The sequence below is a fragment of the Serratia sp. FS14 genome (genome assembly GCF_000695995.1).
In the GTDB taxonomy this organism is placed as follows: Bacteria; Pseudomonadota; Gammaproteobacteria; order Enterobacterales; family Enterobacteriaceae; genus Serratia; species Serratia nematodiphila.
On the sequence record NZ_CP005927.1, the window covers coordinates 3169725 to 3195632 of the forward strand.

The window sequence follows — 25908 nt, forward strand, 5'->3', positions numbered from 1 at the left end:
CATCACGCGGGAGGTTTCTCCCGCGTGAGATTGATGACAAACCTTATACCCTTGCCGGGTTGGCAGAGAGCATCAAATAAAAAACAAGGAAAATCAATTTATTGATTTTCGGCCGCTCACCACAAAGGGGGAAAAACCACGCTTTTTCCCCCTTTGTCAACAGTCTGACGCGGGAGGTTTCTCCCGCGTCCTACCCCCAAATACCCCGCCTTGCCTCCCGCCTGCCCACCTTTATCTCTATATTCTGTTTTACTCGTTTTAATTCAATCAATTAACTTAATCTTTCACACCTATACTTTGGTGGTATTTCTCAGCCGACGCGCGCGGTGCCTCCCGCTTTCTCTTGATCGCAATCAATTTGCCGCCTCTTGGCCGTCAGTAGGCTGGCGGCAGATTGAGCATGTCTTCTTATAACGACAAGAGCCTTCAGGAGCATTCCGGATGAGCAAATTTTTAGACCGTTTCCGCTATTTCAAGCAGTTGGCGGAGCCTTTTTCTGGCGATCACGGCCAGACCTTGAACACCAACCGCGACTGGGAAGACGGCTACCGCAGCCGTTGGCAACACGACAAAGTGGTGCGTTCCACCCACGGCGTGAACTGCACCGGTTCCTGCAGTTGGAAGATCTACGTGAAGAATGGTCTGGTGACCTGGGAAACCCAGCAAACCGACTATCCGCGCACCCGCCCCGATCTGCCCAACCATGAACCGCGCGGCTGCCCGCGCGGCGCCAGCTACTCCTGGTACCTGTACAGCGCCAACCGGCTGAAATACCCGCTGATGCGCAAGCGCCTGCTCAAGCTGTGGCGCGAAGCGAAAGCGCAGCACAGCGATCCGGTCGAAGCCTGGGGCTCTATCGTCGGCGATGCGGAAAAAGCCAAGAGCTACAAGGTGGCGCGCGGCCGCGGCGGTTTCGTCCGCTCCAGCTGGCAAGAGGTCAATGAACTGATCGCCGCCGCCAACGTCTACACCGCCAAAACCTTCGGCCCGGACCGCATTATCGGCTTCTCGCCGATCCCGGCGATGTCGATGGTGTCCTACGCCGCCGGCGCCCGCTACCTGTCGCTGATCGGCGGCGCCTGCCTGAGCTTCTACGACTGGTATTGCGATCTGCCGCCGGCTTCGCCGATGACCTGGGGCGAGCAGACCGACGTGCCGGAGTCCGCCGACTGGTATAACTCTTCTTACATTATCGCCTGGGGCTCCAACGTGCCGCAAACGCGTACCCCGGACGCCCATTTCTTTACCGAAGTGCGCTACAAGGGCACCAAAACCGTGGCGGTGACGCCGGACTATGCCGAAGTCGCCAAGCTGTGCGACCACTGGCTGAATCCGAAGCAGGGCACCGACAGCGCGATGGCGCTGGCGATGGGCCACGTGATGCTGAAAGAGTTCCATCTCGATCGCGAAGTTGGCTACTTCCGCGACTATGTGCGTCGCTATACCGACATGCCGATGCTGGTGCTGCTCGAGCCGCGTGAAGGCGGCCACTACGCCGCCGGCCGCCTGTTGCGCGCCGCCGATCTGGTGGACGGGCTGGGCCAGGAAAACAACCCCGAATGGAAAACCGTCGCTATCGACAGCCGCAGCGGCGAGCTGGTGGCGCCGCAGGGCTCCATCGGCTTCCGCTGGGGCGAGAAGGGCAAGTGGAACCTGGAGCAGCGCGAAGGCAAGTCGCAACAGGAAGTCGAGCTGCAACTCAGCCTGTTGGGCATGCATGACGACGTTGCCGAGGTGGGTTTCCCGTACTTCGGCGGCGCCGACAGCGAGCATTTCAACAGCGTGGCGCTGGACGAGATCCTGCTGCACAAACTGCCGGTGAAACGCCTGCAGTTGGCGGACGGCAGCGAAGCGCTGGTGACCAGCGTGTACGATCTGACGCTGGCTAACTACGGCCTGGAGCGCGGGTTGGGCGACGCCAACTGCGCCGCCGACTATGACGAGGTCAAGGCTTACAGCCCGGCCTGGGCCGAGCAGATCACCGGCGTGTCGCGCCATAACATCATCCGCATTGCCCGCGAATTCGCGCAAAACGCCGAGAAGACCCACGGCCGTTCGATGATCATCGTCGGCGCCGGCGTCAACCACTGGTATCACATGGACATGACCTACCGCGGCCTGATCAATATGCTGATCTTCTGCGGTTGCGTCGGCCAGAGCGGCGGCGGCTGGGCGCACTACGTCGGCCAGGMAAAAACTGCGGCCGCAAACCGGCTGGCTGCCGCTGGCGTTCGGCCTCGACTGGCAACGCCCGCCGCGCCACATGAACAGCACCTCGTTCTTCTACAACCATTCCAGCCAATGGCGCTATGAAACCGTCGGCGCCGATGAGCTGCTGTCGCCGCTGGCGGACAAATCGCGCTTCGGCGGCAGCCTGATCGACTTCAACGTGCGCGCCGAGCGCATGGGCTGGCTGCCGTCGGCGCCGCAGCTGGGCGCTAACCCGTTGCGCCTGGCGGAGCAGGCCCGCGCCGCCGGCCAATCGCCGGTCGAATTTACCGTCGACAGCCTGAAGAGCGGCGCGCTGTGCTTTGCCGCCGAGCAGCCGGACAATCCGCAGAACTTCCCGCGCAACCTGTTCGTCTGGCGCTCCAACCTGCTGGGCTCTTCCGGCAAGGGTCATGAATACATGCTCAAATACCTGTTGGGCACCGAGAACGGCATCCAGGGGAAAGATCTCGGCCAGCAGGGCGGCGTGAAGCCGCAGGAAGTGGAATGGCGCGAGCAGGGCGGCGAAGGCAAGCTGGATCTGGTGGTGACGCTCGATTTCCGCATGTCGAGCACCTGCCTGTATTCCGACGTGGTGCTGCCGACCGCCACCTGGTACGAAAAAGACGACATGAACACCTCCGACATGCACCCGTTCATTCATCCGCTGTCGGCGGCGGTCGATCCGGCCTGGGATTCGAAGAGCGACTGGGAAATCTACAAGGGCATCGCCAAAGCCTTCTCCGAGGTGTGCGTCGGCCATCTGGGCCAGGAAACCGACGTGGTGACCTTGCCTATTCAGCACGACTCCGCCGCCGAGCTGGCGCAGCCTTACGGCGTGCAGGACTGGAAGAAAGGCGAATGCGATCTGATCCCGGGCAAAACCGCGCCGCACATCATCGCGGTGGAACGCGATTACCCGGCCACCTACGAGCGTTTTACCTCCCTGGGGCCGCTGCTGGACAAACTGGGCAACGGCGGCAAGGGCATCAGCTGGAACACCCAGACCGAGGTCGATTTCCTCAAGCAGCTGAACTACGTCAAGGCCGACGGCCCGGCGGCGGGGCGGCCGAAGATCGAGAGCGCGATAGACGCGGCGGAAGTGATCCTGTCGCTGGCGCCGGAAACCAACGGCCAGGTGGCGGTGAAAGCCTGGGAAGCGCTGAGCAACGCCACCGGCCGCGATCACCGGCATCTGGCGCTGAACAAGGAAGACGAGAAAATTCGCTTCCGTGACATTCAGGCGCAGCCGCGCAAAATCATCTCCAGCCCAACCTGGTCCGGCCTGGAAGACGAACATGTCTCCTATAACGCCTGCTACACCAACGTGCACGAGCTGATTCCGTGGCGCACGCTCAGCGGCCGCCAGCAGCTGTATCAGGACCACGAGTGGATGCGCGCCTTCGGCGAAAGCCTGCTGGCGTACAGGCCGCCGATCGATACCCGCGCCGCCCAGCCGCTGCTCAACAGCAAGCCGAACGGCAACAAGGAGAAGGCGCTGAACTTCCTGACGCCGCACCAGAAGTGGGGTATCCACTCCACCTACAGCGACAACCTGCTGATGCTGACGCTGTCGCGCGGCGGGCCGATCGTCTGGCTGAGCGAAGACGACGCCAAAGATCTGGGCATCGCGGACAACGACTGGATCGAGGCCTTCAACGCCAACGGCGCGCTGACGGCGCGCGCGGTGGTCAGCCAGCGTATCCCGGCGGGGATGACCATGATGTACCACGCGCAGGAGCGCATCGTGAATCTGCCTGGCTCGGAGATCACCAGCCAACGCGGCGGCATCCACAACTCGGTGACCCGCGCCTGTCCGAAGCCGACCCACATGATCGGCGGCTATGCGCAGCTGGCCTACGGCTTCAACTACTACGGCACCGTCGGCTCCAACCGCGACGAGTTCGTGGTGGTGCGCAAGATGAACCGTATTGATTGGTTGGACGATGAAGGCAACGACTACGCGCAGGGCAGTCAGCAGGAGAACCACAAATGAAAATTCGTTCGCAAGTCGGCATGGTGCTGAATCTGGACAAGTGCATCGGTTGCCACACCTGTTCGGTCACCTGCAAGAACGTCTGGACCAGCCGCGAAGGCATGGAATACGCCTGGTTCAACAACGTGGAAAGCAAACCCGGCGTCGGCTATCCGCACGCCTGGGAAGATCAGGAAAAATGGAAGGGCGGCTGGATCCGTAAAATCAACGGCAAGCTGGAGCCGCGCATGGGCAACCGCGTCGGCGTGCTGGCGAAAATCTTCGCCAACCCGGACGTGCCGGCGCTGGACGACTACTACGAGCCGTTCGATTACGACTATCAGCATCTGCACACCGCCAAACAGGGCAAGCACCAGCCGGTGGCGCGCCCGCGCTCGCTGATCACCGGCCAGCGCATGAACAAGATCGAAAGCGGCCCGAACTGGGAGGAGATCCTCGGCGGGGAATTTGAAAAACGCTCGCAGGACAAGAACTTCGACAACCTGCAGAAGGCGATGTACGGCCAGTTCGAAAACACCTTCATGATGTATTTGCCACGCCTGTGCGAGCACTGCCTCAACCCGGCCTGCGTCGCCACCTGCCCGAGCGGGGCGATCTACAAGCGCGGCGAAGACGGCATCGTGCTGATCGACCAGGACAAGTGCCGCGGCTGGCGCATGTGCCTGACCGGCTGCCCGTACAAGAAAATCTACTTCAACTGGAAGAGCGGCAAGTCCGAGAAGTGCATCTTCTGCTACCCGCGCATCGAAGCCGGGCAGCCGACGGTGTGTTCGGAAACCTGCGTCGGCCGCATTCGCTACCTCGGCGTGCTGTTGTACGACGCCGATCGCATCGAGCAGGCGGCGGCGGTGCAAAACGACAAGGATCTGTACCAGAGCCAGCTCGATATTTTCCTCGATCCGCATGACCCGGCGGTGATTGCCCAGGCGCTGACGGACGGCGTGCCGCAGGGCGTCATTGAAGCCGCTCAGCAGTCGCCGGTGTACAAAATGGCGATGGACTGGAAGCTGGCGCTGCCGCTGCATCCGGAATACCGCACGCTGCCGATGGTGTGGTACGTGCCGCCATTGTCGCCGATTCAGTCCGCCGCCGACGCCGGCGAACTGGCGCACAGCGGCGTATTGCCGGACGTCGAGAGCCTGCGCATCCCGGTGCAGTATCTGGCGAATCTGCTGACCGCCGGCGATACCGAACCTGTGCTGTTGGCGCTGAAGCGCATGCTGGCGATGCGCCATTACAAACGGGCGGAAACCGTCGACGGCGTGGTCGACACCAGCGCGCTGGAGCAGGTTGGGTTAAGCGAAGCGCAGGCGCAGGAAATGTATCGCTACCTGGCGATCGCCAACTATGAAGATCGCTTCGTGGTGCCGTCGAGCCACCGCGAGCTGGCGCGTGAAGCCTTCCCGGAAAGCAAAGGCTGCGGCTTCAGCTTCGGCGACGGCTGCCACGGCAGCGACGGCAAGTTCAACCTGTTCAACAGCCGCCGCATTGACGCCATCGACGTGACCGCGAAAACCGCGCGGCCGGAGGATGCCTCATGATCAGCCTGAAAGTGATCGCCCGCCTGCTGGATTACCCGGAGCAGGCGCTGTTTGACCATCAGCAGGCGCTGATCGAAGCATTGGAGCCGGCCAGCGAGTTGGATCTGCACCACAGCGCGCAGCTGATTCTGTTTATCCGCCGCCTGTGCGCGCGCCCGTTGCTGGACGCGCAGGCCGATTATTGCGAACTGTTCGATCGCGGCCGCGCCACCTCGCTGCTGCTGTTTGAACACGTGCACGGCGAATCGCGCGATCGCGGCCAGGCGATGGTTGACCTGATGGCGCAGTACCGCGCCGCCGGGCTGGAGATCGACAGCCGCGAGCTGCCGGATTTCCTGCCGCTGTACCTGGAGTATCTGGCCAGCCGCAACGCGGCGCAGGCGCGCGAAGGGCTGCAGGACATCGCGCCGATCCTGGCGCTGCTGGGCGCGCGCTTGCAGCAGCGTGAAAGCCCGTATGCGGTGCTGTTCGATTTGCTGCTGGCGTTGTCCGGCAGCGAGGTACAGGCGCAGGCTCTGGAGACGCAGGTGGCGCAAGAGGCGCGCGACGATACGCCGCAGGCGCTGGATGCGGTGTGGGAAGAGGAGCAGGTCAAGTTTCTCGGCGAACAGGGCTGCGCCTCCGCCCAGCAGACGGCGCACCAGCGGCGCTTCGCCGGCGCGGTGGCGCCACAGTATCTGGACCTGACGGATGCGTTAACCGGAACCAAAGGACGCTAATCATGCAATTTTTGAATCAGTTCTTCTTCGACATCTACCCTTATCTGGCCGGCGCGGTGTTCCTGATCGGCAGCTGGCTGCGCTACGACTACGGGCAATACAGCTGGCGCGCCGGCTCCAGCCAGATGCTGGATAAAAAGGGCATGCGGCTGGCGTCCAACCTGTTCCACATCGGCATTATCGGCATCTTCGCCGGCCATTTCCTCGGCATGCTGACGCCGCACTGGATGTATGAGGCCTTTCTGCCGATCGACGTGAAACAGAAGCTGGCGATGATCGCCGGCGGCGCCTGCGGCCTGATGACGCTGATCGGCGGCGCACTGTTGCTCAAACGCCGGTTAACCAACCCGCGGGTGCGCGCCACCAGCAGCTTCGCCGACATCATGATCCTGACGTTGCTGGTGGTGCAGGTGTGCCTCGGCCTGCTGACCATTCCGTTCTCCGCCCAGCATATGGACGGCAGCGAAATGATGAAGCTGGTGGCCTGGGCCCAGGCGGTGGTGACCTTCCACGCCGGCGCCTCTGCGCATCTCGACGGGGTGGCGCTGATCTTCAAGCTGCACATGGTGTTGGGCATGACGCTGTTCGTGCTGTTCCCGTTCTGCCGCCTGGTGCATATCTGGAGCGCGCCGGTGGAATACCTGACCCGCCGTTACCAGCTGGTGCGCAACCGCCGTTGAGCCTGACCTCGCCGCCGCTGATCCCCAGCGGCGGCGCTATTCCGATAATTCCCCTGCCGTCTGCCCATTCTCGTCGCCTTGTCGTAAACTCACTATCTCAGTTATGTTACGTTTATGCTTGCGCCGACGGACGTCGGCCTGTGGTAGCCGATAACAAGAGATACCGCCTTGATGAAAGGCATTTTGGGACATAAAAACCGGGGATGATCCGTGTGGCCTTCGCGCCGTACGGGAGAATCGCTTTATGGATAGTCAGGTTAATCAATAACAATAATGACCACACAATTACGCTCATCCGAGCTGCTGCCTCTGAAAATCATCGCCACCGGGGCCGCGTTGCCGCCTAACCGCGTGGCGTCCTCTGCGCTCGACGCTCGGCTGGGGAAACCGGCCGGCTACGTTGAAAAACGCTCGGGCATCGTTTACCGCTATCACGCCGCCGACGATGCCAGCCAGGCCGAACTCGCCGCTGCCGCGCTGCAGGATGCGCTGGCTCACCGCGCCATTCCGGCGGACTCGATCGATCTGCTGATCTCCGCCTCGGCGATTTCGGTGCAGGCGCTGCCGTGCACCGCCGCGCACATTCTCAAGGTGGCGGGGCTGGCGCCGGGCACGCCGGGCTTCGACATCAACAGCAGCTGCGTCAGCTTTATCTCTGCGCTGCAGGTGGCGGCGGGGCTGCTGAACGCCGGAACGTATCGACGCATCGCCATCGTCTCGGCGGATCTCGCTTCACGCGGCATCGACTGGCAGCACGAAGAGTCGTCGCTGATCTTCGGCGACGGCGCGGCCTGCGCCATCGTGGAGCGCGGCGACGGCGCCAGCGGCATCCTCGCCAGCCTGGTGGAAACCTACCCCGCCGGCAGCGAACTGTGTGAGATCCGCGCCGGCGGCACGCGTCGCAACCCGCGCGCCGGCATGTGCGAGCAAGACTTCCTGTTTCATATGCAAGGCAAGCCGCTGTTCCGCCAGGCGTCGGCGCTGATTGAGGATTACCTCGACCGGCTGCTGAGCGCCAGCGGCCTGACCCTGGCGCAGATCGCCACCGTTGTGCCGCATCAGGCCAGCCATCTGTCGCTCGAACATATGCGCAAACGGCTGCACGTCTCCAGCGAGGCGCTGGTCGATATCTACCGCCATCATGGTAATCAGGTGGCGGCGTCCATCCCGACGGCGCTGCATGCCGCCGTGACCACCGGGCGCTTCAACCCCGGCCAGCCGGTGATGCTGATCGGCACCGCCGCCGGGCTGGCGCTGGCCGGCATGGTGTTGCTGCCATGAGGGTGCTGGTCACCGGGGCGACCAGCGGGCTGGGACGCAACGCGGCGCAGTGGCTGCTGGAGGCCGGACATCAGGTGCGCGCCACCGGCCGCGACGAGCGGGCCGGCGCAGCGTTGCGTCGGCTGGGCGCCGAGTTTTGCGCGCTCGATCTGGCGCAGGCCACGCCGCAGCAGTGTCGGGAGCTGGTGACCGGCTGCGAATGGGTCTGGCACTGTGCGGCCAAGTCTTCACCCTGGGGCGGCAAAGCGGAGTTTCACCGCATCAACGCCGCGGCGACGGAGAGGCTGGCGGAGGCGGCGGGGCGCTGCGGCGTGCGGCGCTTTGTGCATATCTCCACGCCGGCAATCTACTTCGATTTTCAGCCGCATTACGATCTTGACGAAGGTTACCGCGCCCGGCGCTTCGCCAATCACTATGCCGCCAGCAAGTATGCGGCTGAACAACGCCTGTTGGCGCAGGCGAAGATCTACCCGCAAACCACCTACATTATGCTGCGGCCGCGCGGCCTGTTTGGCCCGCACGATCGGGTGATCGTGCCGCGGCTGTTGCAGCAGCTCGAACGCGATCGCGGCGTGCTGCGGCTGCCCGGCGGCGGGCAAGCGCTGCTGGACCTGACCTTCGCCCCCAACGTGGTGCACGCGATGGACCTGGCCAGCCGGCAGCGCGGGTTGCCGTCCGGCACCGTTTACAACATTACCAATCACCAGCCGCAGCGGCTGGCGGAGATGCTGGATGCGCTGCTGCGTCAGGAACTGGGGCTGCGCTACCGGCTGCAGGCCGTGCCCTATCCGTTGCTGCATACGCTGGCCGGCGGCATGGAGCTGTGGGCGACGCTGAGCGGCAAGGAACCGCTGCTGACGCGCTACAGCGTGGCGGCGGTGCATTTTGACATGACGCTGAGCCAGACCCGTGCGATCGAAGAGCTGGGCTATCAGCCGCGTTATTCGATGGAAGAGGGCATTCGCCTGACCGGCGAGTGGTTGCGGCGGCAAGGAGGCGGACAGCATGGCTAAGGTCACCGTGTTTGAAGTGGGCTATTGCACGCATATCGGCTGCATGGCGCTGCGCGGAGCCGGGTTCCGGGTGTGCAAATTCCCGGCGCGCGCCTATCTGCTGGAGGTGGGGGAGCGCCGCTGGCTGTGGGATACCGGCTACGCGCATTATTTTCAGCAGCACACGCAGTCGGGGGTGTTCAGCCTGTATCGCCGCATGACGCCGGTCTATTTCGATCCCGCCGAGTCGTTGGCGCATCAGCTGCGCGCCGCCGGTTACGCCGAGGGGGATATTCAGGCGCTGATCGTCTCGCATTTTCACGCCGATCACATCGCCGGGCTGCAGGATTTCAGCCAACTCGACTTTATTTGCTCCGGCGAAGGCTGGCAGCAAACCCGCGGGCTGCGCGGTTTCGCGGCGCTGAAGCGCGCCTTTATTCCCGGTCTGATCCCGGCAGATTTCGAGAGCAACCTGCAGTTTATGGAAGCTTTTCCCTCGGTGGCGTTGCCTGCGCTGCTGGCGCCGTTCGAGCGCGGCTATGCGCTGCCGGGCAGCGAAGGGCAGATCGTGCTGGTGCCGCTGCCGGGGCATGCGGCCGGCCATATCGGCGCCTTTATTCTCACCGACGCCGGCTGGACGCTGCTGGCCAGCGACGCCGCCTGGTCGCCGCAGAGTTACCAGACGCTGCGCGGGCCTTCGCGCTTGGCCAATCTGGTGATGGACGACGCGGTGGCGTACACCCGCACGCTGGAGCGGCTCAACCAGCTGTGGGCGGGCGGCCAGGTCAACATTTTGCTGTGCCACGAGGGGGACCTGTGATCCCGTTCATGACCCTTTGGCACTATTTCCGCGCCCGGCGCCTGCGCTTTGGCGATCGTGCGGCGCTGGAGGCGCATCAGGCCCGGCAGCTCGCGGGCTTTGCCCGTCGGGTGCTGAGCAAGAGCCCCTATTTTCAAGGCTTCAGCCGCCGGCCGTTCGCCGAATGGCCGCAGATGGACAAGGCGCTGATGATGGCGCAGTTCGACCGGATGAACACCGCCGGGCTGCAGCGCGATGCGGTGCTGGCCTGCGCGCAGCGCAGCGAGGCGGATCGCGATTTCACGCCGAAGATCGGGCGCTACAGCGTTGGATTGTCGTCCGGCACCTCCGGGCAGCGCGGCGTGTTTGTCGTCAGCCCGCGCGAACAGCAGGTGTGGGCCGGCGGCATGCTGGCGAAGATGCTGCCGGACGGTCTGTTGGCCGGCGAGCGCGTTGCGCTGTTTCTGCGGGCGGACAATAATCTCTATCACAGCGTGAACAATCGTTGGCTGAGCCTGGCGTTTTACGATCTGCTGGCGCCGTTCAGCGAGCATTTGCCCGCATTGGAACGGCAGGCGCCCAGCATTATCGTGGCCCCGGCGCAGGTGCTGCGCGCCTTGGCGCTGGCGGTGCTGGCCGGGCAGGTGAAGTTGCCGGTCAAAAAAGCGATCTCGGTGGCCGAGGTGCTTGAAGAGCAGGACCGCCGCCTGCTGCTGCAGGTATTTCCGGCGGTCGGCGAAGTGTATCAGGCCACCGAAGGATTTCTTGCCGCGACCTGCGCGCACGGTACGCTGCATCTGAACGAAGAGTTTTTGCATATCGAACCGCAGTGGATCGACGAACTGCGTTTTACGCCGTTGATCACCGACTTTACCCGCAGCACGCAGCCGATCGTGCGTTATCGGCTGGATGATGTGTTGGTGCTGCGCAAGGAACCCTGCCCGTGCGGGCAGCCGACGCGGGCGATCGCCCGTATCGAGGGGCGGCGCGACGATCAACTGATGCTGCCCGATGCGCAGCGGCAACCGCAGGCGGTGTTCGCCGATGCCTGCAGCCGAACGATCGCCAATGCGTTGCCGCTGAGCAGCGATTACCGCCTGATCCAGCGCGGCGAACGGCGGTTGGAATTGATTGCCGATTGCAGCCCGGCGGCGTTGGCGCACTGTCAGGCGCAGCTGATCGCGCTGTTCGCTCGCCAGGGCATCGCCACCGAGCGCCTCGAATGGCGGTTGACGGCGCAGGCGGTGCTGCCGCAGTTCGATCGCAAGCGGCGGCGCATCGTGCGCCAGGCGGAGGAAGCATGAAAAATACGCTGTTCAGACTAGGGCACATGTTGCTCGGCTGGGGGACGGTCGGGGTGGTGTATAGTCTGACCGATCGCCTGCAGGGGGCGGGAACCCTGTTGCCGCCGTCGGCGCTTGACCGGGCGATCCCGTTCAGCCCCACGGCCATATGGCTCTACCTGTCGTTCTTCCTCATTGTCCCGGCGGGCTATCTGCTGGCGCCGCTACCGCGGATCACATGGCTGACGCGGGCGATGCAGCTCACCGCGCTGGGCGCCGGGGCGGTTTACCTGCTGTGGCCGACCACCATGGCCTATCCGCAGAACGATGGCGTCGGGATCAGCGCGCAGCTGCTGGCGGCGTTAACCCAGGTGGATTCGCCGCAGAACTGCCTGCCTTCGTTGCATATGGCGCTGACGGTGCTGGCGGTGTGGGCGCTGAGCGACGGCGAGCGCAAAGTGCGCACGGCGCTGTGGATGCTGTGGGGCGCGGCAATCGCGTTCTCGATTCTGCAACTGCGTCGCCATTTGTTTGTCGATTTGGCCGGCGGCGCGCTGCTGGCGCTGTTCGCCGGCTGGCTGGCCCTGCGTATGAACACCCTGCGCCGGCGCGTGGTTAAAGGAGAAATGGGATGAGCGATCTGGCATTGCCGATAGTGTTCATGCTGTTCATCGTGGTGGCCGAGGCGGTGGCGCTGCAGTGGGGACGTCGCGAGCCGGTCAACTGGCACGATCTGGTGTTCAACCTGAATTCCGGCCATATCATGCTGTGGCTGTTCCGCGGGTTGGAGATCACCTGCTACGACTACGTGGCCGCGCATTTCAGCCTGGGGCTGCTGGATGCCTGGCCGCCGCTGCTGATGTGGCTGTTCGCCCTGCTGGCGTGGGACTTCGGTTTCTACTGGCTGCACCGTCTGCACCATCGTTTCCGCCTGCTGTGGGCGGTGCACGTGGTGCACCATCAGGGCGAGCATTTCAATCTGTCGCTGGGGGTACGCAACTCCTGGTATTCGTCGTTGACGTCGATCCCGTTCTTTTTGCTGCTGGCGCTGGCGGGCGTGCCGCTGTCGGTGTTCGTTGCGGTCTCTATTTTTCACTACAGCATCCAGCTGTTTAATCACAACGCGCTGACGCCGAAGCTTGGCGTGCTGGAAAAAATCCTGGTCACGCCGGCGCATCACCGGGTGCATCACGTCAAGGACATGGCCTATTCCAATAAGAACTTCGGCGGCAGCTTTATCTTCTGGGACAAGCTGTTCGGCACCTTCTGCCCGGCATTGCCGAGCACGCCGTTCAGCTATGGCGTCGGCGGCGACAGGCCGTCCGCCAACCCGTTCTGGGCGAGCAATCTGCCGTTCCTGCGCTATTTCCGTCTGGCCTGGCGCCCGGCGCCGGGCCGGCCACGCGACCGCCGTTCGGCGCTCAGCGTATTCAGCGGCGCCATGCTGTTGTTCTCGCTGGTGGTCGGTTACGTCTACCAATACGGTTACGGCTACGGCGACATCAACTGGCCGCAAATGGCGCTGCTGGTGTTGCTGGCATTGGGCTCGGTGGCGCTGGGCGGCATGACGGAAGGGCGACCTTGGGCGATCGCCGTCTGGTTGCTGGTCGCGTTGGGCATGCCGCTGCTGTTTATCGGCTATCTCGGCTGGCCGCAGCGCTATTGGCATATCGCCATGGCCGCCGTGGCGTTGCATGCCCTGTGCGTCGCGCTGGGCTGGGGACGGGTGGCTGCACCGGCCGCCGTGGAGGAACCGCATGGCTGAATCATTGCCGCCGCTGCGTTTTCCCGCCGATGGCGAACAGGCCTTCCACCGTGATCTTAAGCGCGCGGCCCACGCCTGTCTGGCGGGCGATCATCGCTATGCCGATGCCGCGCGGTTGGCCAAGGCCGCGCTGTTGCTGGCGTTGTGCGTCGGGTTTTACGCATTGAGCCTGCTGCAGCATCAGCCCTGGGCGTTTTTCCTCTGCTATTTCCTGTTCGTGACCATGGGCATGCTGCTTAACGTCAACGTCAACCACGATGCTTCGCATAACGCTTTCCTGCGTGCGCCCTGGGCCAATCGGCTGGTGGGGCGGTTGGTGACGCTGCCGCTGGGCGTCGATCCGGACTACTGGCGCACGCGGCATGTGGATTACCACCACGTTTACGCCAACGTCGAACACTACGATCTGGATACCGAAGAGAACGGTTTCTTCCGCCAGACACCGTTCCAGCGCTGGCGACCGCATATGCGTTATCAGCATCTGTACTGGCCGCTGATCGCCGCGCTCTCCTTGCCTTACATCGCGTGGATTTTCGATTGGTCCGATCGGCTCGATAAAACGCCGCTGCGGGAAAAACGCGTGCTGGCGGGGCGCGGCGGTTGGACGCTGTTCGTGCTGTGCAAGCTCGCGCATCTGGCGCTGGTGCTGGTGGCGCCGCTGGTCGTGGGCCACTTGCACGGCATCGGCTGGGGCTGGGTGCTGCTGGCTTACGCGCTCAGCCAGATGTGCGCCTCGCTGCTGGTGGTGTTCTTGCTGCTGGGCACCCATTGGGCGCAGGCCGAGTTTTACCCGGCGCCGACGGGCGGCAGCATGCCGCAAGGCTGGTATCGGCACAATTTCGCCACCGCCTGCGACTGGCAGCCCGAACCGCGCTGGCTGGAGCATCTGACCGGCGGGCTGAACTATCACCTGACCCATCACCTGTTGCCCGGCTGGAATCATCGCCATTACCCGGCGCTGGCCGCAGCGGTGGCAGAGGTGGCGCAGCGGCATGGCATGGCGTATCGCTGCATCGGCTATCGCGAACTGCTGGCGCAGCAACAGCGCTTCTTACGCCTTATGGGGCAGCCATGAAACCGCTGCGTCCGTTAGCCTATCGGCGCGACGACAGCGGGTTGCACCGCGCGCTGATGCAGGCCGCCCAGCATTATCTGGCGGCCAACGGCGATCACCGTTTCGCCGACGGCGGCATGCTGGCGAAGGTCGCGCTGCTGCTGGCGCTGTGCGGCCTGTGTTACGGGCTGAGCCTGCAACAGCAGAACGGCTGGGCGTTTTTCGCCTGCTATTTCGGTTTTATCTTTATCGGCATGTTCCTGACGGTGAACGTGGTGCACGACGCCTCGCACAACGCATTTTTCCGTCGCCCCTGGGCCAACCGCGGGTTGAACGCCCTGGTGAGCGTGCCGCTGGGGTTGGATCCCGACTGCTGGCGCGTGCGGCACGTGCTGTTCCATCATGCCCATAACAATATCGAACATTACGATCCCGACATCGACGCCAACGGCGTGCTGCGGCAAACGCCGTTCCAGCGCTGGCGGCCTTTTATGCGCGCGCAGCGTTACTATTGGCCGCTGGTGGCGGCGCTGACTTTTCCGTACTACATCTGGCTGTTCGATTGGCTGGACAGGGCGGGCCGCACCCGCGTGGCGGCGCGCATGGCGCATCAGGGCGTGCGTGGCTGGATCGGGTTTCTGGCGGGGAAGGCGGCGCACCTGCTGCTGGCGCTGGCGATCCCGTGCTGGCTGCTGCCGCCGGCTATCGGCATCGGGCAAATCCTGCTGGTCTATTTGCTGAGCCAGATGCTTTCTTCACTGCTGTTCGTGATGCTCATCATCGGCACCCACTGGGCCAAGGCCAACTTCTACCAGGCGCCAGAACAAGGCGCAATGCCGCACGGCTGGTATCATCATGTGTTCGCCACTACCTTCGACTGGCTGACCCGGCCGCGCTGGCTGGGGTACTGGCTCGGCGGGGCGAACCTGCATTTGACGCATCATCTGTTCCCGCACTGGAGCCACCGCCATTACCCGGCGCTGAGCCGCATTATCGGCGAGGTGGCGCCGCGTTTCGGCATCGACTACCGCCTGCTGGAGTTGGAGGAGCTGTTGCGCCTGCAGCAGCGTTTCCTCAGCGCGATGGGGCGCAAGCCGCACTAGCGTTGCATGCGGGTTATGCGAGGCGTTACGCAGTTCACTAATTGAACGACATTTACCCTTCCAGTAGACTTTCCCCCGGTGAATCAACGACCACAGGAGGTGGAGTATGCGGAGTTTACCTATTCGGTTATCGAACAAAATTGATGATGATCTGAACGATATCGCCCGGCGTCACGGGATGGAAAAAACCGAGGTAATCAAAATGGCGTTTGCACTGATCGCCATTGCCGATAAGTACTGGATGAAGCAGGATGGTACGTGTCTAGGCATCGTACGAGAGAATGGCGAACAGCTTGAAGCGGTGGGACGGGTCGTGGAGATCTTCCCATGAGCATCGAAAGCCGTAATCTGCGCGATGAAGCCAGCCAGGTTTATCTGGAGCAGGTGTTGGTCTTCGACGAAATGGAGCGGCTGCGCCTGGCGCGCCAGGTACTGTGCGGGATATTTGCGGTCAGCGTGGGCGTATTCGCCGCCCACGCGTATTGGGACAAAAACGAAGCGCTCGGTCAAGTGTTCGAGCTGGTGAAGATCGGCGCCTTGCCGCTGGTCACGCTGGTGGTCTCTTTTTACTTTCCCAACAGCGCGGCCAGATAAGGCGCCGCGTTAATGCGACTTCATGCCCGCCGCGGTCATCAGCAGGCGGAACAGCGAGGCGACCACGAACAGCCCCAGCACGCTGGCGCTCCAGATGATCACCAGCCAACCGATGCGTTTCCACCAGGGCGCCGGAGCGGCGGCTGCCATTTTATCTTGCATAGCGTCCTCCCTCCTCAGTGATAGCCGTGCTCATGGCTGATCTTGCCGCGGAACACGTAGTAGCTCCAGAAGGTGTAGACCAGGATGATCGGGATGATGAACAGCGCGCCCACCAGCATAAAGCCGAGGCTCTGCGGCGGCGCGGCGGCGTCCCACAGGCTGATGGCCGGCGGGATCAGGTGCGGCCAGATGCTGATGCCAAGCCCGCTCAGGCCGAGGAACACCAGCAACAGCGTCAGCATGAACGGCGAGTAGTGCGCGCCGCGTTTCACCCCGCGCTGAATGCCCCAGGCGCTGAGCAGCACCAGCAGCGGCACCGGCAGCAGCCAGAACAGGTTCGGCAGCGTAAACCAGCGGGCGGCGATTTCCGGATGCGCGATCGGCGTCCAGATACTGACTGCGGCCAGCACCAGCAACAGGATCGCCAGCAGCGGCGTCGCCAGGTAATACATGCGCGCCTGCAGATCGCCGGCGGTTTTCATCACCAACCAGGTGCAACCGAGCAGGGCGTAGGTTACCACCAGCCCCAGCCCGCAGAACAGCGCGAACGGCGTCAGCCAGTCCAGCGCGCCGCCGGCGTAGGTGCGGCCTTCGACCGGGAAACCGTTGATCACGGCGCCCACCACTACCCCCTGGCTGAAGGTGGCGAAGAGAGAGCCCCAGATGAACGCTTTGTCCCAGATATGGCGCTTCTGCGGCGTCGCCTTGAAGCGAAACTCGAAGGCCACGCCGCGGAAAATCAGCCCGATCAGCATCAGCGTCAGCGGGATCGCCAGCGCGTCGAGGATCACCGAGTAGGCCAGCGGGAAGGCGCCGAACAGCGCCGCACCGCCCAGCACCAGCCAGGTCTCATTGCCGTCCCACACCGGGGCGACGGTGTTCATCATCAGATCGCGATCGCCGCTCTCTTTCACCCACGGAAACAGGATGCCGATGCCCAAATCGAAACCGTCCATCACCACATACATCATGGTGCTGAACACGATGATCACAAACCAAATCAGCGGAAGATCGATACCCATGTTCAGCTCCTGTCGTCCAGAGTGTCGTTGACCGCGGACAGCGGACGCGCCGGGCGGCCCTCGGTATTGTCTTCTTGGTGTTCATGCGGCTGCGGCCCTTTGCGGATCAGGCGCATCATGTAGGAATAACCCACGCCGAACACCGAGCAGTAGACGATGATGAACGCCAGCAGGCTGATGCTCATGTGCAGATCGCCGTGCGCGGAGACCGCATCCTTGGTGCGCAGCAGGCCATACACCACCCACGGCTGGCGGCCGATCTCGGTGGTGAACCAGCCCGCCAGCAGCGCCAGCAGTCCGGATGGGCCCATCCACAGAATGAAGTACAGGAACGGGCGCGACTGATAGAGCCCGCCGCGCCAGCGCAGCCACAGGCTCCACACCCCGGCCAGGATCATCAGCATGCCCAGCCCGACCATGATGCGGAACGACCAGAACACCACGGTGGAGTTGGGGCGATCTTCCGGCGGGAAGGATTTGAGCGCCGGTACCTGCTCGGTCAGGCTGTGCGTCAGGATCAGGCTGCCGAGATAGGGCACCTCCAGCTTGAAGCGGGTCTCTTCACGCTGCATGTCCGGCCAACCGACCAGGATCAGCGGCGTGGCTTCGCCCGGCGGGTTTTCCCAGTGGCCTTCGATGGCGGCGATCTTCGCCGGCTGGTGTTTCAGCGTATTCAGGCCGTGCGCATCGCCGATCAGCGCCTGCACCGGCGCGACGATCAGCGCCATCCACATCGCCATCGACAGCATCTTGCGCATCGCCGGCGTATCGCGGCCGCGCAGCAGGTGCCAGGCGGCGGAAGCGCCGACGAAGAACGCCGAGGAGAGGAAGGCGGCGGTGGACATATGCAGCAGGCGATACGGGAAGGACGGGTTGAAGATCACCTTCAGCCAGTCGACCGGCACCACCTGGCCGTTGATGATTTCGTGTCCCTGTGGGGTCTGCATCCAGCTGTTGGAGGCCAGGATCCAGAAGGTGGAGATCAGCGTGCCGAGCGCCACCATGCAGGTGGCGAAGAAGTGCAGCCCTGGGCCGACGCGGTTCCAGCCGAACAGCATCACGCCGAGGAAACCGGCTTCGAGGAAGAAGGCGGTCAGCACTTCATAAGTCAGCAGCGGCCCGGTAATGCTGCCGGCGAACTCGGAGAAAAAGCTCCAGTTGGTGCCGAACTGGTAGGCCATCACCAACCCGGAAACCACGCCCATGCCGAAGTTAACGGCGAAAATCTTTGACCAGAAATGGTAAAGCTCACGATAGGCTTCATTGTGCGTTTTCAACCATAATCCCTCCAGCACCGCCAGATAGCTGGCTAAGCCGATGGTGATGGCGGGGAAGATGATATGGAAAGACACGGTGAAGGCGAACTGTATTCTGGCGAGTTCCAGTGCATCAAGACCCAGCATGGCGCCTCCTAGGGTTGAACATAAATTAACCTCTTGAGTATAGCTGTCATTTTTATGTGAAAAGCTTGGCGTGAAGTTAATCACGAAGTACAGTGACTATAATAGTGACAGTTATTTTACTTTTTCATATAACAGTTAATGGTTATGACCCGATACGAGCAGCTTGCGCAACAGATTAGAGAACAGATCCAGAACCGGGTGTGGCGGGCGGGCGACAAGCTGCCTTCGCTGCGCGAGAGCGGCAAACGCGCCGGATTAAGCCTGATGACGGTGGTGCAGTCTTACCAACTGTTGGAGAGCCAGGGGTGGATCGTCGCCCGGCCGCAGTCGGGTTACTACGTGGCGGCGCGTCCGCAGCCGCTGCCTCAGCCTTCGCGCGGCGAGAAACTGTTGCTGAGCGAGCAGGTGGACATCAACGCCTTTATTTTTGACGTGCTGCAGGCCTGCAAGGATCCGGACATCGTGCCTTTCGGTTCGGCCTTTCCCGACGCCACGCTGTTCGCCCAGCCGAAGCTGGCGCGGGCGCTGAGCAGCGTAGCGCGCAAATTCACGCCGCACAGTTCGCTGGCTAACCTGCCGCCGGGCAACGACGCGCTGCGGCGGCACATTGCCCAACGTTATGCGCTGAGCGGCATGCAGGTCGCGCCGGACGAAATCGTTATCACCGCCGGGGCGATGGAGTCGCTCAGCCTCAGCCTGCAGGCGGTGACCCAACCGGGCGACTATGTGGCGATCGAGTCGCCGGCGTTTTACGGTGCGCTGCAGGCGCTGGAACGGCTGCGGCTGAAGGCGGTGGCGATCGCCACCCATCCGCAGGACGGCATCGATCTGGACGCGTTGCAGCAGGCGGTGGAGCAGTATCCGATCAAAGCCTGCTGGCTGATGACCCACTTCCAGAACCCGCAGGGCGCCACCCTGCCGGAGGCCAACAAACAGCGTCTGGTGGCGCTGCTGCGCGAGCGGCAGATCTCGCTGATCGAAGACGATGTCTACGGCGAGCTGTACTTCAGCGCCGAACGGCCGCTGCCGGCCAAGGCGCTCGACAGCGGCGGCCAGATCCTGCACTGCTCGTCGTTTTCCAAATGCCTGGCGCCGGGCTTTCGCGTTGGCTGGGTGGCGGCGGGGCGTTATGCGCAGCAGATCCAGCGTTTGCAGCTGATGAGCACCGTTTCCACCAGCGTGCCGACCCAGATGGCGCTGGCGGATTATCTGCTGCACGGCGGCTACGACACCCACCTGCGGCGGTTGCGCCGCCTGCTGGCCCAGCGCCAAAGCGCGATGCGTCAGGCGATTGCCCACCATTTCCCGCCGACGGTAAAGGTCAGCCAGCCCGACGGCGGTTACTTCCTGTGGCTGGAGCTGGATCCGGCGCTGTCGTCGATGGAGTTGTACCGGCGGGCCCTTTCCCGGGGTATCAGCATCGCGCCGGGGCGCATGTTCACCACCGGCGACCATTTCAACCACTGCTTCCGTCTCAACGCCTCTTTTGAATGGAATGACCGCTTTGAAGAGGCGATCAAAACCTTAGCCAAACTTATCCGGGGGGCTGGCGGCGGCCGGTTGAGCCACGTTTTTCACGCCGCTTCGCCCCAGAAAAATTCATAATGCTTTTTTCGGCAATGGAATGCCGGTTTCGTTGTTAGACAGCCCTCCAGCCGCCCATTACTCTGCGATAAATTTTGTCACATTTTTATCAACGGGTAGACGAGGGGCAGTGGGTGAGTAGAATAAAAAACAAGCTAAACAAACTGTTGCGTTATCGGTTGACGCCGCTGGCGTTGATCTGCGCGCTGGGATTGAGCGCCGACGCGCAGGCGGAAACGCTGGCCGTAGGCATCACGCCGGCCAGCGACGTCAGCCGGGTGCCGGCCGCCGCCAAGCTGCGCAAAGACACCGTGGTGGCGGGCATCTCGGAACCGCAGGGGATTTTCAACCCGTATCTGTTCACCAACGGCTGGGATGAGAACGTCACCGACGTGATCTTCAGCCGCCTGATCGGCCTGGACAGCCAGGGCAAGCCGGAAGGACGCCTGGCGGAGTCCTGGCAGGTCAGTCCCGATAATCTGACCTACACCATCAAGCTGCGGCCGAATCTGGTCTACAGCGACGGCTCGCCGCTGAAGGCCGACGATATCGCCTTTACCCTGACGCTGTTGCACGATCCGGCCTATGACGGCGACACTGACATCACGCCGGCGCACATTCAGGGCGGCGCCGAGTATAAAAACGGCACCGCCGCCGGCATCAGCGGCCTGAAGGTGATCGACGATCGCACCATTCAGATCGTCACCACGCAACCGGGCGCTACCACGCTGCAACTGATCGGCGGCCCGGTGCTGTCGCGGGCTTACTACGGCAAAAACTATCAGCGGGGCAAGCTCGACGGCGTGCGCGCCTTGAACGGCAAACCGCTCGGCAACGGCCCCTATATTTACGACAAGTACGTGCCGGGGCAGGAGATCCGCTTCCACGCCAACCCGAACTTCTACCTCGGCCCGCCGCCGATGGCGCGCTTTATCTATCGCGTCACCAACCCGGCCACCAACTTCCAGCTGTTCCAGACCGGTGAGACCGACTACGACGCCTTTACCGCCAAGCCGGACGATATCGAACAGCTCAAGCTGCTCGGCTTCGCCAATATCAACCTTTACAGCTCAAGCGATTACAGCCGCATCGACTTCAACCTCAAGCGCCCGGCGCTGCAGGACAAGCGGGTGCGCCAGGCGTTGATTTACGGCCTGGATCGGCAAAAGCTGATCGCCGTGGTGTATCAGGGGTACGGCAAGGTCGCCAACCAGCCGATTTCGCCGATCTCCTGGGCCTATGACGCGAATGGCATCAATCCTTACGCTTACGATCTCGATAAGGCCAAAAAGCTGTTGGACGAGGCCGGTTGGCAGGCGGGGGCGGACGGCATCCGGCAGAAAGACGGTAAAAAGCTGGAGCTGACGCTGCTGGTGACCAAAAAGCTGATCAACGACGCGCTGGTGCCGATCGCCAAGGATAACTACCGCCGGCTCGGCGTGGTGCTGAAACCGCAGGTATTGGATTTCAACGCGCTGCTGGCGCAGCGCAAGGCGGGCAATTACGATCTGGCGTCTCTCAGCACCAGCACGCTGAACGATCCGCACGACGGCGTACGCGATTTCATCAGCCGCGAGAGCGAGACCGGCTATCACAATCCTCAGGTGGACGGGCTGATCGCCAAAGCCAATGCCACGCTGGATATCGCGCAGCGCAAGCCGCTGTACCACCAGCTGTACCAGGCGCTGTCAGACGATCCGCCGGTGATCCTGCTCGGCAACCGCGAGATTTTGAGCGCCAGCAGCGCGCGCGTCACCGGCTTTAAACCGGATATCTACAACGGATTGGTCGGCAGCCTGCCGAACGTCAAACCGGCGCCGTAACGCCCTGACGCCGCCGCGCCATTCCGGGCGGCGGCGATGGAACCCGCGATGAGAAATTTTATCCTGCGCCGCCTGCTGCAGACGATCCCGATGCTGCTGTTGGCTTCCTTGCTGATTTTTTGCATTTTCGCCCTGGCGCCCGGCGATTTTATCGACGGCAACATCAATCTGACCGCGCAACGCGCCGCCGAGCTGCGGGCGCTGTACGGGCTGGATCAGCCGTTGTTCAGCCGCTATCTGCACTGGCTTGGCCGGCTGCTGCAGGGCGACCTCGGCTTTTCACTGCAGTACCAGATCCCGGTCAGCACGCTGCTGAACCAATACATCTGGAATTCGTTCCTGCTGGCGGCGGTGGCGATGGTGTTGTATTGGGGCATCGCGCTGGCGGTGGGAGTGATCTCGGCGATGAAACCCTATTCGCTGTTCGATCATCTGATCACCGTGGCGGTGTTCGCCGCCATGTCGTTTCCGACGTTCTTCCTGTGCCTGTTGCTGATCAAATGGTTCGCCGTCGATCTGCACTGGCTGCCGGCGGGCGGCATGCTGCGCACCGGCAGCGAGGCGAGCGGGCTGGCCTGGGCGCTGGAGGTGGCGGCGCACCTGCTGTTGCCGGTGCTGGCGCTGGTGATGCTGCAGGCTGGCAGCCTGACGCGCTATTTCCGCGCCAGCATGCTGGAGGTGATCCGCATGGACTATATTCGCACCGCGCGCGCCAAAGGGCTCAGGGAGAAAACGGTGATCCTCAAACACGCGCTGCGCAATGCGCTATTGCCGATCATCACCCTGCTGGGGTTCGAGCTGCCGGGATTGTTCTCCGGCGCGCTGATCACCGAAAAAATCTTCAACTGGCCGGGCGCCGGACACATCCATATCGATTCGCTGGCGGCGCGTGATTACCCGGTATTGATGGGGTTCACGCTGTTTCTGGCCGCCTTGACCATTCTCGGCAATCTGCTGGCGGACATTCTGTACGCCTACGCCGATCCACGCATTCGCTTGAGGTAACACGATGTTGGCTACGTTGTTTTTCGGCCGCCGTCGCCGCTGGCGCCAGGCGCAACTGCCGGCGCTGGCGCAACTGTCGCCACCACCCGCGGCGCAGGCCTGGCGACGGCTGCGCCGCCACCGGCCTGCGATGATTTCGCTGGCGTTGCTGGTGCTGTTGGCGTTGCTGTGCCTGATTGGGCCGTCGTTGTCGCCGTGGCGCGACGATGCCGGCGATGTGCTTATCAATCAGGCGCCGAGCGGCGCGCACTGGTTGGGCACCGACTTTCTCGGCCGCGATATCTGCACCCGGCTGCTGCTGGCGGGGCGGATATCGCTGACCATCGGCCTGGTGTCGATGTTGCTGTCGGTGACGCTGGGCTACGTGCTGGGGGCGCTTTCCGGTTATCTGGGCGGCGTGGCGGACCGGCTGATCATGCGCTTCGCCGATCTGCTGATGACCATTCCCGGCCTGCCGCTGTTGATCATCATGGGCGCGATGCTGACCGAACTCGACGTGTCGCCGGACTACCGCATCTACATGGTGATGATCATGCTGAGCCTGCTGGGCTGGCCGTCATTGGCGCGGCTGGTGCGCGGCCAGATCCTGTCGCTGCGCGAGCGGGATTTCATGCTGGCCACCGAGGTGCTGGGTCTCTCCACCCGGCGACGCCTCTTCGGCCATCTGCTGCCCAACACCGTACCGATTCTGGTGGTGGTGGCCACCATGGCGGTGGCCAACGCCATTCTCAGCGAATCGGCGCTGAGTTACCTCGGGCTGGGCGTGGTGCCGCCGACGCCGTCGTGGGGCAACATGATGGACGCCGCCAACAGCCTGATCGACTTTCAGCGCCGGCCCTGGCTGTGGATGCCGCCGGGGCTGGCGATCTTCGTCACCGTGGTGGCGATCAATATCCTGGGCGACGGCCTGCGGGACGCGCTCGATCCGAAAATGAACGGAGTAACACGATGAGTCAACCGCTGGTGGTGTTCGACCGACTGTCGGTGTCGTTTCAGGGCGAGCAGGGGCCGGTGCGGGCGGTGCAGCAGGTCAGCCTGGAACTGCAGGCCGGGCAAACGCTGGGGATCGTCGGCGAATCGGGCTGCGGCAAAAGCGTGACCGCCATGGCGCTGATGGGGCTGTTGCCGCACCCGCCGGCGCAGGTAGACGGCGGCGAGATTCGTTTTGAAGGACAAAACCTGTTGTCGCTGCGGGCGGCGCAGATGGCCGATTTGCGCGGCAACCGGCTGGCGATGATCTTTCAGGAGCCGATGAGCGCGCTCAATCCGGTGCTGACGCTCGGCGAACAGCTGCTGGAGCCGCTGATTTGTCATCTGGCCCTGTCGCCGAAAGCGGCCTGGCGTCAGGCGGTGCAACTGCTGGAGGAAGTGGGGTTGGCGCGCGCGGAGGCGCTGATGCGCTGCTACCCGTACCAGCTTTCCGGCGGCATGCTGCAGCGCGTGATGATCGCCATGGCGATAGGGTGCCGGCCGGCGCTGCTGATCGCCGATGAACCGACCACGGCGCTCGACGTCACGGTACAGGCGCAAATCCTGGCGTTGCTGCGCGAGCAGAGCCGGCGACACAATATGGCGATGATCTTGATCACCCACGATCTTGGGGTGATCGCACAAATGGCGGATCGGCTGGCGGTGATGTACGCCGGGCGCGTCGTCGAGCAGGGAACGATGCGGGAAGTGCTGGCCGAACCGCGGCACCCTTATACTCAGGGGCTGATCGCCTCGCGGCCGGTGCCGGGGCAGCGGCGTCGCCGTTTGTACTCCATTCCCGGCCAGGTGCCGGATCTGGCGCGGCTGCCTGAACACTGTGCGTTTGCCGAGCGCTGCGCGCAGGCCACCGCGCGCTGCCGCGACGGCATCCCGCCGCTGTACGGGACTCAACAGCGCCAATCCGCCTGCTTCCTCAACGCCGGAGGGCGCCTGCATGTCGACTGAACCCTTGGTGGAAGTGAAAGGATTAAAGAAATATTTCCCGCTGCGCGACGGGCTGTTCGGGCGAACCACCGGCCAACTGAAGGCGGTGGACGACGTCAGCTTCAGCATTCGCAAGGGCCGCGTTTTCGGGCTGGTGGGCGAGTCCGGCAGTGGCAAAACCACCGTCGGCCACACGCTGCTCGGCCTGCACGATAAAACCGCCGGCGAGGTGATGTTCAAAGGGCAGGCGCTGGATAGCCTCAGCAAAGACGCGCTGCGCGCCCTGCGGCCGAAAATGCAGCTGGTGTTTCAGGATCCGTACAGCTCGCTGAATCCGCGTCTGCGCGTGGGCGACGCCATCGGCGAAGCGCTGTTGCAGCATGGCCTGGCAAGCAAGGCGGAACTGCGTGAACGGGTGCTCGATACCCTGGCGATCTGCGGGCTGTCGCCGCAGCATTACGGGCGGTTTCCACATGAGTTTTCCGGCGGCCAGCGGCAGCGCGTCGGCATTGCGCGCGCGCTGATCCTGCAACCGGAATTTATCGTCGCCGATGAACCGATATCGGCGCTCGACGTGTCGATTCAGGCGCAGATCATCAATCTGTTTTCCGATTTGCAGGAAAGGCAGGGGGTGACGCTGCTGTTTATTTCGCACGATCTCGGCGTGGTGGAGCATCTGTGCCAGGACGTGGCGGTGATGTATTTGGGGCAGATCGTCGAGAGCGCCGACCGCGATTCGCTGTTTCGCCAACCGCTGCATCCCTACACGCAGGCCTTGTTGGCGGCGGTGCCGACGCTGGATGCGCACCGTTCGCCGGCGTGGGTGGCCGGGGGCGAAGCGCCCAATCCCGCCAACCCGCCGCGCGGCTGCCGTTTCCATCCCCGCTGTCCGCTGGCCACGGCGCAATGCCGTGAACAGGCGCCGCATCTGCGCAGCGTGGCGCCCGGCCATCAGGTGGCTTGCCACGTGGTTGGCTAGC

The 25908-nt window shown here is 63.2% G+C and carries 22 protein-coding genes and 1 pseudogene; 20 read left to right on the top strand and 3 right to left on the bottom strand.

All coding sequences use genetic code 11. The features are described from left to right. Window positions 1-441: 441 nt before the first annotated feature. The 14 genes and pseudogenes from L085_RS14300 to L085_RS14365 all read left to right on the top strand — a co-directional run bounded on the left by L085_RS14300 (window position 442) and on the right by L085_RS14365 (window position 16015). Window positions 442-4204 (top strand): annotated as a pseudogene (locus L085_RS14300) (nitrate reductase subunit alpha). After that, complete coding sequence (gene narH / locus L085_RS14305) at window positions 4201-5745, top strand: nitrate reductase subunit beta (RefSeq protein ID WP_044031036.1); 1545 nt, start codon at window positions 4201-4203, stop codon at window positions 5743-5745. Before L085_RS14300 ends, narH begins: the two are co-directional and overlap by 4 nt. After that, a complete protein-coding gene (gene narJ, locus L085_RS14310) occupies window positions 5742-6464 on the top strand; it encodes a nitrate reductase molybdenum cofactor assembly chaperone (protein WP_004934644.1) in 723 nt (240 codons plus the stop codon). The genes narH and narJ overlap by 4 nt, the downstream gene beginning before the upstream one ends. Before the next feature lie 2 nt (window positions 6465-6466). Continuing rightward, window positions 6467-7144 carry a respiratory nitrate reductase subunit gamma gene (narI, locus tag L085_RS14315; RefSeq protein WP_044031037.1) on the top strand — a complete coding sequence of 226 codons (678 nt, stop codon included), beginning with the start codon at window positions 6467-6469 and terminating at the stop codon, window positions 7142-7144. Between the two features lie 273 nt (window positions 7145-7417). Next, window positions 7418-8425, top strand: a complete 1008-nt coding sequence (locus L085_RS14320; RefSeq protein WP_044031038.1) for a 3-oxoacyl-[acyl-carrier-protein] synthase III C-terminal domain-containing protein — start codon at window positions 7418-7420, stop codon at window positions 8423-8425. Next, the gene (locus L085_RS14325) at window positions 8422-9438 is read left to right on the top strand and encodes an NAD(P)-dependent oxidoreductase (RefSeq protein ID WP_044031039.1); all 1017 of its coding nucleotides are present in this window, start codon (window positions 8422-8424) and stop codon (window positions 9436-9438) included. The genes L085_RS14320 and L085_RS14325 overlap by 4 nt, the downstream gene beginning before the upstream one ends. Beyond that, window positions 9431-10237 (top strand): MBL fold metallo-hydrolase, encoded by an 807-nt coding sequence (locus L085_RS14330; protein WP_044031040.1) that lies wholly within the window; start codon window positions 9431-9433, stop codon window positions 10235-10237. Before L085_RS14325 ends, L085_RS14330 begins: the two co-directional genes overlap by 8 nt. Then, complete coding sequence (locus L085_RS14335) at window positions 10234-11520, top strand: F390 synthetase-related protein (protein ID WP_044031041.1); 1287 nt, start codon at window positions 10234-10236, stop codon at window positions 11518-11520. The genes L085_RS14330 and L085_RS14335 overlap by 4 nt, the downstream gene beginning before the upstream one ends. Next, window positions 11517-12134 (top strand): phosphatase PAP2 family protein, encoded by a 618-nt coding sequence (locus tag L085_RS14340; RefSeq protein WP_015378186.1) that lies wholly within the window; start codon window positions 11517-11519, stop codon window positions 12132-12134. The genes L085_RS14335 and L085_RS14340 overlap by 4 nt, the downstream gene beginning before the upstream one ends. Beyond that, window positions 12131-13264, top strand: coding sequence for a sterol desaturase family protein (locus L085_RS14345; RefSeq protein WP_044031042.1), 1134 nt, complete (start codon window positions 12131-12133; stop codon window positions 13262-13264). The genes L085_RS14340 and L085_RS14345 overlap by 4 nt, the downstream gene beginning before the upstream one ends. After that, window positions 13257-14339: an acyl-CoA desaturase gene (locus tag L085_RS14350; protein WP_044031043.1), complete on the top strand. Its 1083-nt coding sequence runs from the start codon at window positions 13257-13259 to the stop codon at window positions 14337-14339. The genes L085_RS14345 and L085_RS14350 overlap by 8 nt, the downstream gene beginning before the upstream one ends. After that, complete coding sequence (locus tag L085_RS14355) at window positions 14336-15421, top strand: acyl-CoA desaturase (protein WP_044031044.1); 1086 nt, start codon at window positions 14336-14338, stop codon at window positions 15419-15421. Before L085_RS14350 ends, L085_RS14355 begins: the two co-directional genes overlap by 4 nt. Window positions 15422-15527: 106 nt before the next feature. After that, entirely contained in the window at window positions 15528-15752 is a 225-nt protein-coding gene (locus L085_RS14360) for a hypothetical protein (protein WP_015378182.1), read from the top strand. Further along, window positions 15749-16015, top strand: coding sequence for a hypothetical protein (locus tag L085_RS14365; protein ID WP_044031045.1), 267 nt, complete (start codon window positions 15749-15751; stop codon window positions 16013-16015). The genes L085_RS14360 and L085_RS14365 overlap by 4 nt, the downstream gene beginning before the upstream one ends. Window positions 16016-16024: 9 nt before the next feature. Here L085_RS14365 and L085_RS24755 read toward each other — a convergent pair whose 3' ends face one another. The 3 genes from L085_RS24755 to L085_RS14375 are packed head-to-tail and all read right to left on the bottom strand — an operon-like array spanning window position 16025 to window position 18602. After that, window positions 16025-16177 (bottom strand): DUF2474 domain-containing protein, encoded by a 153-nt coding sequence (locus tag L085_RS24755; RefSeq protein ID WP_071841637.1) that lies wholly within the window; start codon window positions 16175-16177, stop codon window positions 16025-16027. A gap of 14 nt (window positions 16178-16191) precedes the next feature. Further along, the gene (gene cydB, locus L085_RS14370) at window positions 16192-17199 is read right to left on the bottom strand and encodes a cytochrome d ubiquinol oxidase subunit II (RefSeq protein ID WP_004934617.1); all 1008 of its coding nucleotides are present in this window, start codon (window positions 17197-17199) and stop codon (window positions 16192-16194) included. Window positions 17200-17201: 2 nt separating this feature from the next. Continuing rightward, entirely contained in the window at window positions 17202-18602 is a 1401-nt protein-coding gene (locus L085_RS14375) for a cytochrome ubiquinol oxidase subunit I (RefSeq protein ID WP_004934615.1), read from the bottom strand. Window positions 18603-18746: 144 nt separating this feature from the next. Between L085_RS14375 and L085_RS14380 the strand changes: the two genes are divergently transcribed. From L085_RS14380 to L085_RS14405, 6 genes are all read left to right on the top strand, one after another. Beyond that, window positions 18747-20207: a PLP-dependent aminotransferase family protein gene (locus L085_RS14380; protein WP_049870672.1), complete on the top strand. Its 1461-nt coding sequence runs from the start codon at window positions 18747-18749 to the stop codon at window positions 20205-20207. Between the two features lie 113 nt (window positions 20208-20320). After that, on the top strand, window positions 20321-22009 hold the full coding sequence (locus L085_RS14385; protein WP_044031046.1) for an ABC transporter substrate-binding protein: 1689 nt from the start codon (window positions 20321-20323) through the stop codon (window positions 22007-22009). Between the two features lie 48 nt (window positions 22010-22057). After that, window positions 22058-23014, top strand: a complete 957-nt coding sequence (locus L085_RS14390; RefSeq protein WP_004934604.1) for an ABC transporter permease — start codon at window positions 22058-22060, stop codon at window positions 23012-23014. Between the two features lie 4 nt (window positions 23015-23018). Then, window positions 23019-23966: an oligopeptide ABC transporter permease gene (opp4C, locus tag L085_RS14395; RefSeq protein ID WP_044031047.1), complete on the top strand. Its 948-nt coding sequence runs from the start codon at window positions 23019-23021 to the stop codon at window positions 23964-23966. Beyond that, window positions 23963-24949, top strand: a complete 987-nt coding sequence (locus tag L085_RS14400) for an ABC transporter ATP-binding protein (RefSeq protein ID WP_044031048.1) — start codon at window positions 23963-23965, stop codon at window positions 24947-24949. The genes opp4C and L085_RS14400 overlap by 4 nt, the downstream gene beginning before the upstream one ends. Beyond that, window positions 24939-25907 (top strand): oligopeptide/dipeptide ABC transporter ATP-binding protein, encoded by a 969-nt coding sequence (locus L085_RS14405; RefSeq protein ID WP_044031049.1) that lies wholly within the window; start codon window positions 24939-24941, stop codon window positions 25905-25907. The genes L085_RS14400 and L085_RS14405 overlap by 11 nt, the downstream gene beginning before the upstream one ends. The last annotated feature ends 1 nt before the right edge of the window (window position 25908 follow it).